Below are 13,852 nucleotides of genomic sequence, written 5' to 3'. Positions count from 1 at the left end.
TTACTCACCTTTGCTCTTTGCGCTTTTGTTCGCCGGCGACAAGAAGCCTTCCAGCACTATCATCGCCGCCCCTACGCAAATAAAACTATCTGCAAGGTTGAAGGTCGGGTAATGCCAATCGCCTACGTAGAAGTCGATAAAATCGACGACAAAACCGTGCCATAAGCGATCGAACAGGTTACCGAGCGCACCACCGATGATAAAAGCATAGGCAATGTTGTTCAGCTTCTGCTGCGCCTGACTGCGGTACATCATCACCAGCAGCACCGCCACGATAGCCACCGCAATACCGGCGAAGAACCAACGCTGCCAGCCGCCATGATCGGCCAGGAAACTGAACGCAGCACCGTAGTTACGCGCATAGAACAGATTGAACGACGGGATCAGCGGCTGGGACTGGCCCAGCACAAAGTTACCGAGGATCCACTGCTTGCTGGCAAAATCCAGTACCAACACGACTACTACCAGCCACAGCCAGCGCAGGCCAGTCGAACAGATTGGTTTACTCATTAGGCAAACTTACGCTTTTCGCCGTCGCCGGCTACGTTGATAACACAGCGGCCGCAGAGATCTGCATGCTCCGCCACCAAACCAATATCGGTGGTGTAATGCCAGCAGCGCGGACACTTCTCACCTTCTGCAGTGCTGAAGGCGATTTTCAGGCCCTTCACCAGTTCTGACGTCAGTGCATCCGCTGGCGCATCAGCCAAAGGTGCAACGCGAGCGCCGGAGGTCAGCAACACAAAGCGCAGCTCATCCTGCAGGCTGTTGAGACGTTCAGCCAGTTCGCTATCGGCATACAACGTTACCGCGGCTTCCAACGAGCCACCGAGACGTTTGTCAGCACGAGCCTGTTCCAGCACCTTGTTCACTTCGCCACGCACTTTCAGCAGCTCAGCCCAGAAGGCGTCGTTCATGCCTTCGCCTTCGGCCAGACCGAACAGGCCGTCGTACCACTCTTCAGTGAACACGTACTGCGCGCGTTTGCCCGGCAGGAAAGCCCAGATTTCATCAGCGGTGAACGACATGATCGGTGCCATCCAGCGCACCAATGCCTCTGCGATATGGAACAGCGCAGTCTGGCAGCTGCGGCGGGCGACGCTGTCGCTCTTCGCGGTGTACTGGCGATCTTTGATGATATCCAGGTAGAAGGACCCCATCTCGACAGAACAGAACTGCATCAGGCGTTGTACCACTTCATGGAAATCGTAGTTGGCGTATGCCTGCTCGATATCCTGTTGTGCCGCCAGAGCACGACCCACGGCCCAGCGATCCAGTACCACCATATCTTCCGGAGCCACACAATCCGTGCTTGGTTCGAACCCGTTCAGGTTCGCCAGCAGGAAGCGCGCGGTGTTACGGATGCGGCGATAGGAATCGGCAGAACGTTTCAAGATCTCGTCAGATACCGCGATCTCACCGGTGTAATCCGTAGAAGCCACCCACAGACGCAGGATGTCCCCCCCCAGCTTGTTCATCACGTCTTGCGGACTGATGGTGTTGCCGATGGACTTGGACATCTTGCGGCCCTGACCGTCAACGGTGAAACCGTGAGTCAGTACTTCTTTATAGGGTGCTTTGCCCTTCATGGCGGTGGAGATCATCAGTGATGACATGAACCAGCCACGGTGTTGGTCGGAGCCTTCCAGGTACATGTCAGCGCCATGACCATTGAACTCAGGACGAACATCAACCACGGAAGAATGGGTCGAACCGGAGTCGAACCACACGTCCAGGGTATCGGGCACTTTGACATAGTCGGCAGCTTCCGCGCCAAGAATGTCAGCGGCGTCCAGATCCCACCATGCCTGAATACCGTCCTGCTCAACACGTTTGGCCACTTCTTCCATCAGCTCTACGCTGCGTGGGTGCAGTTGCTCCGTGTCTTTATGCACAAACAGCGACATTGGCACTCCCCAGGTACGCTGGCGTGAGATACACCAATCCGGGCGGTTAGCGACCATGGTTTCGATGCGTGCCTGGCCCCATTCAGGGATCCACTGTACGCCTTTGATCTCTTCCAGCGACTGCTTGCGCAGGCCTTTTTGATCCATGCTGATGAACCACTGAGGCGTTGCACGGAAGATGATCGGCGTTTTGTGACGCCAGCAGCAGGGATAACTGTGAACCAGTTTCTCCACGTGCAGCAATGCACCTTTCTCACGCAGCAGATCAACAATCAGATCGTTGGCCTTAAACACAAACTTGCCATCCAGCAGTGGATGAGTGCCCGGTAGATAGCAACCGTTCGGCCCCACCGGGTTGGCAATTTCCAAACCGTATTTCTGGCTGATGACAAAGTCATCCGGGCCGTGGCCACCGGCGGTGTGTACTGCACCGGTACCCGCGTCCAGCGTGACGTGCTCACCCATGATCGCCGGTACGTCGAAGCCCATGAACGGGTGTTCAAAACGCATCAGCTCCAGATCGGCACCCTTGCAACTGCCCAGCACGGTCCACGCGCTGATACCGGCGCGTTTCATCACGCTTTCTACCAGTTCAGCCGCCAGGATCAGGCATTGGCCGTCGACCTGCACCAGCTGATAAGCAAATTCCGGGTGCAGAGAGATAGCGCGGTTAGCCGGTAAGGTCCACGGCGTGGTGGTCCAGATAACCAAAGAGACCGGGCCATTGAAGCTGGTGACGCCAAACTTGGCCGCCACGGCAGCCGCGTCAACCGCGTGGAAAGCCACATCGATAGACGGCGACGTCTTGTCGTAATATTCGACTTCCGCTTCCGCCAGTGAAGAGCGGCAATCGGTACACCAGTGCACCGGCTTGGCACCTTTCAGCAGGTGACCGTTGTCGATGATTTTACCCAGCGCACGAATGATATTGGCTTCGGTTTTGAAGTCCATGGTCAAGTACGGGTGATCCCAGTCACCCAGCACGCCAAGACGGATGAAGTCTTTTTTCTGGCCTTCAACTTGTTCAGCGGCATACTCACGGCATTTCACACGGAACTCCGCCGCGGTGAGTTTCTCGCCCGGCTTACCGTACAGCTGCTCGACTTTCAGTTCGATCGGCAGACCATGACAGTCCCAACCTGGAACATAAGGCGAATCGAAACCGGACATCCCTTTTGACTTGATAATAATGTCTTTGAGAATCTTGTTAACCGAGTGACCAATGTGAATGCTGCCGTTCGCATACGGAGGGCCGTCATGCAAAATGAAGGATTTTTTGCCCTTTTTGGCAGTACGAATGATCCCGTACAGATCCTGTTCATACCAACGTTGCAGCATGCCAGGTTCACGCTTGGCCAGATCGCCACGCATCGGGAACCCTGTTTCCGGCAAGTTCAGGGTATTCTTGTAGTCACTCATGAGATTCTCGTTTCCGTTTTCGGCTATTTACCCGTCGCACTTCAAGCCACATCTTTGTGGGCCGCCCTTTCTTATCCGAATCACTTGCCTGTGCAAGCCCATCGGGATTCGTGCGGTTGCCGCCGCGATGCGGCTCGAATTACTTAGGGTAAACGATTAAACCAGTGTTTTTAACCCGAAGAACTTCCGGGCCGTCACCACATCATTGGCGATTTGCTGCTTCAGGGCATCGAGCGAAGCAAAACGCTGTTCATTGCGCAATTTCGCGCGGAGCACCACGTCAATATGGCGCCCGTAAAGATCCATTGTGACATCCAACAGATGGACTTCCAGCTGTTGGCGCACGCCGGCAACGGTTGGTCGCGTACCAATATTGGCTACGCCAGGCAGCGGTTCAGGCCCCAGGCCATACACCTCCACCGCATAAACACCTTTGACCGGAGCAACCAGGCGTTTCAGCGGCAGGTTGGCCGTGGGGAAGCCGATGGTGCGGCCCAGTTCATCACCGTGTACTACTCGGCCTGAAATACTGTACGGATGACCCAACAGCGTTTCAGCCTGTGCCAGATCATCATCGCGCAGTGCATTGCGAATCGCCGTACTGCTGATACGTTGATCGCCTTCACGGAAGGTCGGCGTGCTGATCACTTCAAAGCCGTATTCTATCCCGGCTTTTTGCAATAGCGGAAAATCGCCCTGACGCGTCGCGCCAAAGCGAAAATCATCCCCGACCATCAGGAATTTCACACCCAGTTTTTCCACCAGCAACTCGGCAACGAACGCCTGTGCCGTGTTGGCGGCGAAACGCGGGTCAAACTTGACGCACAGCAGGTAGTCAACGCCCGCCTGCGCCAGATATTTGGCTTTATCACGCAAGCGCGTGAGTCGGGCCGGTGCCTTGTCCGCTGCAAACATTTCCAGCGGTTGCGGCTCAAAGATCATGACCATCACTGGCAGCCCGAGGCGTTGCCCCTCTTGTTTCAGCTGCTCCAGCAACGCTTGGTGACCGCGGTGTACGCCGTCAAAGTTGCCGATGGTGAGCACACAACCATGGTGGCGTGCCCGGATATTGTGAATGCCGCGAATTAGCTCCATAGCTGGCTCAAAACAGTGGAAATCGCCGGATTATACCTTGTACAGCGGTTAAGGTTAACCCGCGATTGGTGCCTTTGTGTAATAGACATACCATACCGGAGATAATCTGCAGGTGAAACGCCCCAACCGCAGTTTATCCGGCAACATGCCGCTGATTATCGACCACGACCAACAGCTTGCAGCCAATACAGCAATTCATTGGCGAATTTTCTCGCGAAACACTGTATTCCCATGACCGAAGCTGGTAAAATCCTGCCCCATCACAACGTAGCAAGTGCCGCCCGTACAAACGGCGCTTATTTGCACAAATCCGTTGACAAACGAAGACTAAAAGGGGATATTCCTCGGCCTTCGAATTGTCCTCAATAGAATATATTTGGGAGTTGGACCTTGGCTAATATCAAATCAGCTAAGAAACGCGCCGTACAGTCTGAGAAACGTCGTAAGCACAACGCTAGCGGCCGCTCTATGATGCGTACCTACATCAAGAAAGTAGAAGTTGCTATCGCAACTGGCGATAAAGAAGCTGCAAAAAACGCATTCCTCGTGATGCAACCAATCGTGGACCGCAAGGCAGCTAAAGGCCTGATCCACAAAAACAAAGCAGCACGCCATAAGTCAAATCTGACTGCGCGTATCAACGCAATGCAATAAGCATTACGTTGTCTGCTTGATAAAAAAACCGGCTCAGGCCGGTTTTTTTACGTCTGCAGTTTTCACCGCGTTAGTAAGTAAACAGCGCGGAAAAATCCTTGTTGCATACCCGTTGTACCGCTGGATGCTGGATCATTCGTTCGGCAAAAATGATGTAGTACTCTTCCTGTACGCTATCAATACGCCCAATCTCCACCACGTCATCATCGTTATAGGTATCCTGCGCATACAGCGTCGGCGCAACGAAGATCGCGTTGTGGTACATGCCAAAGGTCTTCATCAGGGCCGCATCATCGAACTCGCCCAAGATCTCTACCTGAATACCTTGCGTGTTAAACCAGTTAAGCAGCTTACGCCCCAGCATCGAACGCCGGCCTGGAATGAGCAGCTTACGCTGTTCAAGACAAGCGGGAAACGGCAAGTCCGGCGCGGGCTGACGGCAAAAGAAACTGATGCCGCATTCACCCAGCTTGAGTGAAAACAACCCTTCCTGCTGACTGGAGTCCACCGGGCAATCTGACAAAATCATGTCGAGCTTATGTTGGCTGAGCTGTTCCAGTAGCATCTCGTGCGTCGACTCAAAGCAGCGCAGATGGATTTGTTCATTATCCACCACCACCGCGGTCTCCAGAACCTGACTCACCAAGCGTTTGGACAGCGCATCCGCGACCCCGACGTCGAACAGCAGGTTAGATTCCTTGCGATAATTGACGATATCCAGCATTTCCTGGCTGAGCATAAACATTTTGTCGGCGTAGCGGAAAACCAGCTGCCCCAATTCAGAAGGCACCAGCCCACGCCCCTGACGCTTGAACAGCTTACCGTCCAAACGTTCTTCCAGCGCTTTGATCTGGCCGGTGATGGTCTGCGGCGTCAGAAACAGTGCTTCAGCGGCGCCGACCACCGAACCTTCCTTGCAGACCTGCCAGAAGTAGTAAAGGTGATTAAAGTTAATATGCGACATCCTCACGAGGTGCTCTCCTTAACATTTCGTCAGGCTAAACGATAGACCCTGACGAGCGACTAATGTCCTTTCCCTGTTTCAGACAACCTGTTGCTGCATTCGTCCCAAACAGAATGGCCGAAGCTGCACATATTTCATACTGCACAGCTCCGACCAGCTATTGTAATCGGTACTTACGAACAGAGGATCCCCTAAAGGGGTTATCTGACCCGTGGCAACGACATGCGCAACAGACCGTATCCAACCACCGCCGCCGTGGTTGACCCAATCAGGATACCCAGCCGCGAATAAGTGCTTAGTACGACATCCGCATCGCCAAACGCCAGCGAAGCGATGAAAATTGACATGGTGAAACCAATACCACAGAGCACAGAAACGGCAAACACCTGTTTGAAACCAATTCCTTCAGGCAGCTTGGCAATGCCCAACTTCACCGCCAGCAGGCTAAATATGAAGATACCCAACGGCTTACCGATGAACAGACCCGCTGCGATACCGACCGGGAGCAGTGAGGTCAGGCCACTCAGTGACACGCCCTGCAATGAAACACCCGCATTGGCGAAAGCGAACAGCGGCAGTATCAGGAACGCCACCCATGGGTGAAGCTCGTGCTCCAGAGTCTCCGACGGTGACGGGCCTTTCTTCACGTTCAACGGGATCATAAAGCCAATAATTACCCCGGCTAGGGTCGCATGTACCCCGGACTTGAGGATAGCCACCCACAGCACCAGGCCGACAATCATGTAAAGCGACGTTTTGCCCACGCCACGCCAGTTCATAAATGCCAGCACCACAACAGACGCGGCTGCTACACCTAAAGCCGCCATCGACACTTCGTGGGTATAGAACAGTGCGATAATCACGATCACACCCAGGTCATCGATAATCGCCAGCGCCAGCAGGAACACTTTCAGGCTGGTTGGTACGCGGTTCCCCAACAACGCCATCACCCCAAGGGCAAACGCAATGTCCGTTGCCGCCGGGATCGCCCAGCCCTGACGGGTAACCTCATCGGCACCGTTAAACAGCAGGTAAATAAGTGCCGGTGCCAACATGCCGCCCAACGCAGCAATAGCGGGAAACACCGCCTTATCACGCCCGGCCAGTGAACCCTGCATCAGTTCACGCTTGACCTCCAACCCGACCACCAAGAAAAAGATCGCCATCAGGCCGTCGTTGATCCACAGCAGGAGCGGCTTGGCAATGTCCAGTGAGGACACTTTCACCATGACCGGTAAATTGAGAAAAGCATGATAAATCCCCTGGGCTGGGGTATTGGCCATGATCAACGCGATAATCGCGGCTACGATCAGGATAATGCCGCCTGCGGCTTCCTGACGTAAAAATTGACGAATGATATTGGTCACAATACGTCTCTCCAGAGATGCGCGAAGTAGAAACAGCTCCGCAAACAAAGTAATGGAATGAGTATAGACGGCGATTTAGCTCGATAAAATACGTTTATAAATGCTTTAATGATCGTAAAAACCGATCTATATACGACAGGTGTCACATTTTTTGTAGGGTTATTAGCCGTCCACGGCCAATAAAAAACCCCGGTTTTGACGCCGGGGTTATGCAGTACGCTAACAGAACAACAGCTTAACGCGTCAGGTCATCAAAAAACTTTTTCACACCGTCGAAGAAGCTCTTCGAACGTGGGCTGTTTTTATCACCAGAAGGGCCACCCAGGCTCTCTTCCAGTTCCTTCAGCAATTGCTTCTGCTTGTCGTTCAGGTTAACCGGGGTTTCCACCACCACGCGGCACAACAGGTCACCCTGGCTGCCACCACGCACCGATTTAACACCCTTGCCGCGCATGCGGAACAGTTTGCCCGTCTGGGTTTCTGACGGGACTTTCAGCTTCACGCGGCCATCCAGCGTTGGCACTTCAATCTCACCGCCCAATGCTGCCATCGCGAAGTTGATCGGCACTTCACAGTACAGGTTATTCCCTTCGCGTTCGAAGATCGGGTGCGCTTTCACCTGAACCTGAACGTACAGATCGCCTGCTGGTGCGCCATGTTCACCGGCTTCCCCCTCACCCGCCAAGCGGATGCGGTCGCCAGTATCAACGCCGGCCGGGATTTTCACCGACAGCGTTTTGGCTTTCTCTACCCGGCCGTGGCCATGGCAGCTGTTGCACGGGTCTTTGATAATTTGGCCGCGGCCATGGCAATGCGGACAGGCCTGCTGCACGGTAAAGAAGCCCTGGCGCATTTGCACCTGGCCTTGGCCGTGACAGGTTGGGCAAGTCACTGGCGAACTGCCTGGTTTTGCACCGCTACCGTGGCAAACGCCACACTCTTCCAGCGTCGGGATACGGATCTCTTTGGTTACGCCACGAACCGCTTCCTCAAGGGACAGCTCCATGTTGTAACGTAGATCAGAACCGCGGCTGGCACGCTGACGGCGGCCACCACCAAAGATATCGCCGAAAACGTCGCCAAAGATGTCGCTGAAATCGGCACCGCCACCGCCAAACCCACCGCCACCACCCATACCGCCTTGTTCAAAAGCGGCGTGGCCATACTGATCGTAAGCTGCACGCTTTTGATCGTCGGTCAGGACTTCGTACGCTTCCTTGATCTCTTTAAACTTGGCTTCGGCGTCTTGATCCTGGTTACGGTCAGGATGGTATTTCATCGCCAGGCGCTTATACGCCTTTTTTATGTCACGCTCTTCCGCCGTCTTGGAGACGCCGAGAATCTCGTAATAGTCTTTCTTCGCCATTATTTCTGTAACCCTTAACATGCGTGCACGGGCGCAGAGTTGCCTCGACGCCCGTGCTGGTTTCCAGTAACGGCCTCTCGGCCGTTACGTGCCCGCTTAAGGGCGATTATTTTTTGTCTTTAACTTCTTCGAACTCAGCGTCAACCACGTCGTCGTCTTTCTGCGCCGCGTTGTCAGCACCAGCATCAGCACCTTGCTGTGCCTGCTGCGCCTGAGCCATTTCCAGCAGTTTGCCAGAAACCTGCACCAGAGCCTGGGTCTTCGCTTCGATATCGGCTTTATCTTCGCCTTTAACCGCAGTTTCCAGATCTTTCAGCGCCGCTTCGATAGCCGTTTTGTCTTCTGCTGGCAGTTTGTCGCCCGCTTCTTCCAACTGCTTACGGGTACCGTGGATCAGGTGGTCAGCCTGGTTACGGGTCTGCACCAGCTCTTCGAACTTACGGTCCGCTTCGGCGTTCAGTTCAGCATCACGCACCATTTTCTGGATTTCTTCTTCGTTCAGACCAGAAGAAGCCTTGATGGTGATTTTCTGCTCACGGCCAGTATTCTTGTCTTTAGCAGACACATGCAGAATACCGTCGGCGTCGATGTCGAAGGTCACTTCGATCTGCGCCATACCGCGCGGAGCAGCCTGGATACCGTCCAAATTGAACTGACCCAGTGACTTGTTATCGTTAGCGCGTTTACGCTCACCCTGCAGCACGTGGATGGTTACCGCAGACTGGTTGTCTTCAGCGGTAGAGAACACCTGGCTGTGCTTGGTCGGGATCGTGGTGTTTTTGGTGATCAACGGAGTCATCACGCTGCCCATGGTTTCGATACCCAGCGACAGCGGGGTAACGTCCAGCAGCAGAACGTCCTTCACATCACCGGCCAACACGCCGCCCTGTACCGCAGCACCCACCGCAACGGCTTCGTCCGGGTTAACGTCTTTACGTGGTTCTTTACCGAAGAAGTCAGCAACTTTCTTCTGAACCATTGGCATACGGGTCTGGCCGCCCACCAGGATCACGTCCTGGATGTCGGAAACCGACAGGCCTGCGTCTTTCAGTGCCACTTTCAGCGGCTCGATAGAACGCGCTACCAGATCTTCAACCAGCGACTCGAGTTTTGCACGGGTCACTTTGATGTTCATGTGTTTTGGACCGCTCGCATCTGCAGTGATGTACGGCAGGTTAACGTCGGTCTGCTGAGCGGAAGACAGTTCGATCTTCGCTTTCTCAGCGGCTTCTTTCAGACGCTGCATCGCCAACGGATCGTTGCGCAGATCGAAACCTTGTTCTTTCTTGAACTCTTCCACCAGGTAGTTGATCAGGCGGCTGTCGAAGTCTTCACCACCCAGGTGGGTATCACCGTTGGTTGCCAGAACTTCGAAGGTTTTTTCGCCGTCAACTTCGTCGATTTCGATAATAGAGATATCGAAAGTACCGCCACCCAGGTCATAAACCGCGATGGTACGGTTGCCAACTTCTTTGTCCAGGCCGTAAGCCAGGGCAGCAGCAGTCGGTTCGTTGATGATACGTTTTACTTCCAGACCTGCGATACGACCGGCGTCTTTAGTCGCCTGACGCTGTGCGTCGTTGAAGTATGCAGGAACAGTGATAACCGCTTCAGTTACCGGTTCACCCAGGTAATCTTCCGCCGTTTTCTTCATTTTCTTCAGCACTTCAGCAGAGATCTGCGGTGGTGCTACACGCTGGCCTTTCACTTCAACCCATGCGTCGCCGTTATCAGCAGCCACAATTTTGTACGGCATGATGTCTTTATCACGCTGTGCTTCTTCATCCTGGAAGCGACGGCCAATCAGGCGCTTGATCGCAAACAGGGTGTTTTGTGGGTTAGTAACAGCCTGACGCTTAGCAGGCTGGCCAACCAGAATTTCACCATCCTGGGTATATGCGATGATCGAAGGTGTAGTACGGTCGCCTTCGCTGTTCTCCAGCACGCGCGCTTTACCACCATCCATAATAGCTACACAAGAGTTGGTAGTACCCAGGTCGATACCAATAATTTTGCCCATCTAAACGTCTCCACTAATAAATTCATATTCGGTCAGGTTGCTAACCTATATGCGGGCAAATTTTTGTTTTTCAACTGCCCAACATTTCAGTCTTAGCCGCGGTCAGCAACTGCGGTTGCAAATAAGATGGGGCCATCCAACTCAGCATCAAGGGGCAAGGCGAAAAAAATTTCTTTTTTATCGTCACTCAGATCATTGTTTCCTGTTCCGGGGATCATTATGATGCCGCGCACTCTGATGGAAGTTATCGATTTTTCGGCCATTCAGAACATTTATGTATTTACTTCGCTATTTCCGTTAATTTTCTGTTATTGCAGAGGACTTATGCACACCAACAAGTTGGCGAATCCCGGCCCTCTCGGCCTGATGGGCTTCGGGATGACCACCGTCTTGCTGAACCTGCACAACGCGGGCTTTTTCCCATTGAATTCCGCCATTATCAGCATGGGGATTTTCTTCGGTGGGTTGGCCCAAATTATGGCCGGCCTGCTGGAATACAAGAAGGGAAACACCTTCGGCATGACTGCCTTTATCTCTTATGGCAGCTTCTGGCTGAGCCTGGTGGGCCTGCTGCTGCTGCCGCGCCTGGGTCTGGCAGAACCGACCGACGCCAGCGTACTGGGTATTTATCTGGCGCTGTGGGGTGTCTTCACTCTGTTCATGTTCTTCGGCACGTTGCGCGCTAACCGCGTGCTGCAGTTTGTGTTCGGCAGCCTGACGCTGCTGTTCGCCTTGCTGGCGATCGGCAATATCACGGGCAATCATGCCCTGCTGAACGTTGCTGGTTATGAAGGCATTATCTGCGGTGCCAGTGCCATTTACCTGGCAATGGCAGAAGTGCTCAACGAGCAATTTGGCCGTAAGGTTCTGCCGATTGGCGAACCCGACGTCAACAATGTAGAACCCATTCGGGCAGCGGCATAATCACCGCCGTCTGAAACAAAAAGCCCTGCACTTATTGCAGGGCTTTTTTTTAGCTGTAAGAGCGGGCACGCTGCGCCTTGGTCTCACTGTTCAGGTCACGGTGCAGGTACATTCCCAGCAGCAACCCGATACCTGACAGCGCCAGTACATAGTAAGCAGGCGCTAACGGGGTTAACTTCATGATCAACGTCACAAATACTGGGGTTAAACCCCCGAAAATAGCGTATGCAACATTATATGAGAACGAAATCCCGGTAAACCGCACTTCCGCTGGGAAAGCCCGCACCATGACATAGGGTACAGCCCCGACGACACCCACGCTGAAACCTACCAGCGCATAGCAGGCGAACAGCATTTCCGGGTGCTCTCCCACCGTCCGATAAAACAGCCAGCTGCAGCCAGCCAACAGCAAGCTGCCAACGATAAAGGTTTTGCTAGCGCCGAAACGATCCGCCGACAACCCCGCAATAATACAACCGGCAATCAGCATAATGGTGGCGATACTGTTAGCTTGCAGTGACAGCGCCGGGGCGATGCCGAACTGTTTTTGCAAATAGGTCGGCGTCATCAGGATCACCACCACAATGCCGGCGGACAACAGCCAGGTCAGCAGCATTGACACCACAACCTCTTTGCGATGGTTAAGTACCACCGATTTCAGCGGCAGCTCCTCCGCCAAGGCTTTCCGCGCCTGCATCTCGATAAATATTGGCGTTTCCTGTAACCAACGGCGCAGATACATTGCCACCAGACCGAAAATACCGCCCAGCAGGAACGGCAGGCGCCAGCCGCCGTCAATAATGGTCTGTTGACTGAGCGTGGTATTGATTACCGTCGCCACCAACGACCCCAGCAAAATACCGACGGTCAGACCGGCAGTCAGCGTACCGCAGGCAAAACCAATACGGCGGCGCGGCACGTGCTCGGCAACAAACACCCATGCGCCGGGGACCTCACCACCGATAGCCGCCCCTTGCAGTACGCGCATCAGCAGCAGCAGCAGTGGTGCGGCAATGCCAATACTGGCGTAGGTCGGTAACAGACCCATGCCCAACGTAGGCAACGCCATCAGTAAAATACTCAGGCTGAACATTTTTTTGCGGCCGACCCGATCGCCAAAGTGCGCCATCACGATGCCACCCAGCGGGCGCGCCAGATAGCCTGCGGCAAAGATGCCGAAGGTCTGTACCTGGCGTAGCCATTCCGGCATATCTGCCGGGAAGAATAGCTCACCCATAACCGCGGCAAAGAAGACAAAAATGATGAAGTCATAGAACTCTAACGCACCGCCCAAGGCGGCTAACGTCAGAGTTTTGTAGTCTTGCCGGTTTAACCGGCGATTATTATCGAGAGGCATAGAGTACCGTCGGAGGAGACTGTTAAAATAAAAGCCAGAGGCTTTCTGTAAACGAATCCTTACTATAACGGCAAATTTATTTCACACCAGATCGGCTGGGATTTATCCCACATATCGCTGAAATTTAGAGGTTTATCTCGCGACGCGCATTCTTAGGACGAAATGCTGCTACCACCGCGGCATGCGTTTCCACATAAGGTCCTTCAAGCAGCTGTATGCAGTACGGCACGCTGGCGAAAATACCGTGCACAACCACCTTACCCTGCTCATCCTTAACCCCTTCCAGCGTTTCCTTGATCGACTTGGGTTGCCCCGGCAGATTGATGATCAACGCCTGCTTGCGGATCGCCCCCACCTGACGCGAAAGAATTGCCGTTGGCACATAGTGTAGGCTGATTTGACGCATTTGCTCGCCGAAGCCGGGCATCACGCGATCGGCAATCGCCAACGTGGCATCGGGGGTCACATCACGGCGTGCCGGGCCGGTACCGCCGGTCGTCAGCACCAAATGGCAGCCCATTTCATCCACCAGCTCACACAGGGTTTGTTCGATCAACGTTTGCTCATCGGGGATCAGCCTGGTTTCCACTTTGAACGGCGTCGCCAGCGCTGTGGCCAGCCATTCTTCCAGCGCCGGTATGCCTTTATCCTGGTAAACGCCGCCAGAAGCGCGGTCAGAAACGGAAACCAAACCAATACGTAATATGTCCATGCGTAACCTCTACAGCCTGATGGGGTTCGGGCGGGTTCATTTCCTGCCCTGTTATGAATCCAGAGAG

12 protein-coding genes are annotated in these 13,852 nt (G+C 54.0%); 2 read left to right on the top strand and 10 right to left on the bottom strand.

All coding sequences use genetic code 11. The features are described from left to right. From lspA to ribF, 3 genes are all read right to left on the bottom strand, one after another. Positions 1-510 carry a signal peptidase II gene (gene lspA, locus ACI2J2_RS15410; protein WP_209634990.1) on the bottom strand — a complete coding sequence of 170 codons (510 nt, stop codon included), beginning with the start codon at positions 508-510 and terminating at the stop codon, positions 1-3. Next, positions 510-3,326 (bottom strand): isoleucine--tRNA ligase, encoded by a 2,817-nt coding sequence (gene ileS / locus ACI2J2_RS15405; protein WP_265555807.1) that lies wholly within the window; start codon positions 3,324-3,326, stop codon positions 510-512. The genes lspA and ileS overlap by 1 nt, the downstream gene beginning before the upstream one ends. A gap of 156 nt (positions 3,327-3,482) precedes the next feature. Then, a complete protein-coding gene (gene ribF, locus ACI2J2_RS15400; protein ID WP_061807386.1) occupies positions 3,483-4,421 on the bottom strand; it encodes a bifunctional riboflavin kinase/FAD synthetase in 939 nt (312 codons plus the stop codon). A gap of 390 nt (positions 4,422-4,811) precedes the next feature. On the opposite strand from ribF, the gene rpsT reads away from it, so the two are divergent. Next, the gene (rpsT, locus tag ACI2J2_RS15395; protein ID WP_037420676.1) at positions 4,812-5,075 is read left to right on the top strand and encodes a 30S ribosomal protein S20; all 264 of its coding nucleotides are present in this window, start codon (positions 4,812-4,814) and stop codon (positions 5,073-5,075) included. A 70-nt stretch (positions 5,076-5,145) separates the two neighbouring features. Here the strand turns inward: rpsT and nhaR are convergent, their stop codons facing one another. The 5 genes from nhaR to ACI2J2_RS15370 all read right to left on the bottom strand — a co-directional run bounded on the left by nhaR (position 5,146) and on the right by ACI2J2_RS15370 (position 11,055). Beyond that, positions 5,146-6,045: a transcriptional activator NhaR gene (nhaR, locus tag ACI2J2_RS15390; RefSeq protein WP_037420673.1), complete on the bottom strand. Its 900-nt coding sequence runs from the start codon at positions 6,043-6,045 to the stop codon at positions 5,146-5,148. Between the two features lie 194 nt (positions 6,046-6,239). Further along, a complete protein-coding gene (nhaA, locus tag ACI2J2_RS15385; RefSeq protein ID WP_404760392.1) occupies positions 6,240-7,406 on the bottom strand; it encodes a Na+/H+ antiporter NhaA in 1,167 nt (388 codons plus the stop codon). A 235-nt stretch (positions 7,407-7,641) separates the two neighbouring features. Next, positions 7,642-8,772 (bottom strand): molecular chaperone DnaJ, encoded by a 1,131-nt coding sequence (dnaJ, locus tag ACI2J2_RS15380; RefSeq protein WP_037420667.1) that lies wholly within the window; start codon positions 8,770-8,772, stop codon positions 7,642-7,644. Positions 8,773-8,878: 106 nt separating this feature from the next. Beyond that, positions 8,879-10,792 carry a molecular chaperone DnaK gene (dnaK, locus tag ACI2J2_RS15375; RefSeq protein ID WP_209634985.1) on the bottom strand — a complete coding sequence of 638 codons (1,914 nt, stop codon included), beginning with the start codon at positions 10,790-10,792 and terminating at the stop codon, positions 8,879-8,881. Positions 10,793-10,884: 92 nt separating this feature from the next. Then, complete coding sequence (locus ACI2J2_RS15370; RefSeq protein ID WP_209634983.1) at positions 10,885-11,055, bottom strand: hypothetical protein; 171 nt, start codon at positions 11,053-11,055, stop codon at positions 10,885-10,887. A 61-nt stretch (positions 11,056-11,116) separates the two neighbouring features. On the opposite strand from ACI2J2_RS15370, the gene satP reads away from it, so the two are divergent. Continuing rightward, the gene (gene satP, locus ACI2J2_RS15365) at positions 11,117-11,716 is read left to right on the top strand and encodes an acetate uptake transporter (RefSeq protein WP_209634981.1); all 600 of its coding nucleotides are present in this window, start codon (positions 11,117-11,119) and stop codon (positions 11,714-11,716) included. Between the two features lie 49 nt (positions 11,717-11,765). Here satP and ACI2J2_RS15360 read toward each other — a convergent pair whose 3' ends face one another. Beyond that, a complete protein-coding gene (locus tag ACI2J2_RS15360) occupies positions 11,766-13,073 on the bottom strand; it encodes an MFS transporter (protein ID WP_265555809.1) in 1,308 nt (435 codons plus the stop codon). A gap of 124 nt (positions 13,074-13,197) precedes the next feature. Then, the gene (mog, locus tag ACI2J2_RS15355; RefSeq protein WP_209634977.1) at positions 13,198-13,785 is read right to left on the bottom strand and encodes a molybdopterin adenylyltransferase; all 588 of its coding nucleotides are present in this window, start codon (positions 13,783-13,785) and stop codon (positions 13,198-13,200) included. Positions 13,786-13,852 lie beyond the last annotated feature (67 nt).

The sequence above is a fragment of the Serratia sp. NPDC087055 genome, assembly GCF_044900985.1.
Taxonomy (GTDB): Bacteria; Pseudomonadota; Gammaproteobacteria; order Enterobacterales; family Enterobacteriaceae; genus Serratia.
This window is presented reverse-complemented; position numbering and strand designations above follow the sequence as displayed.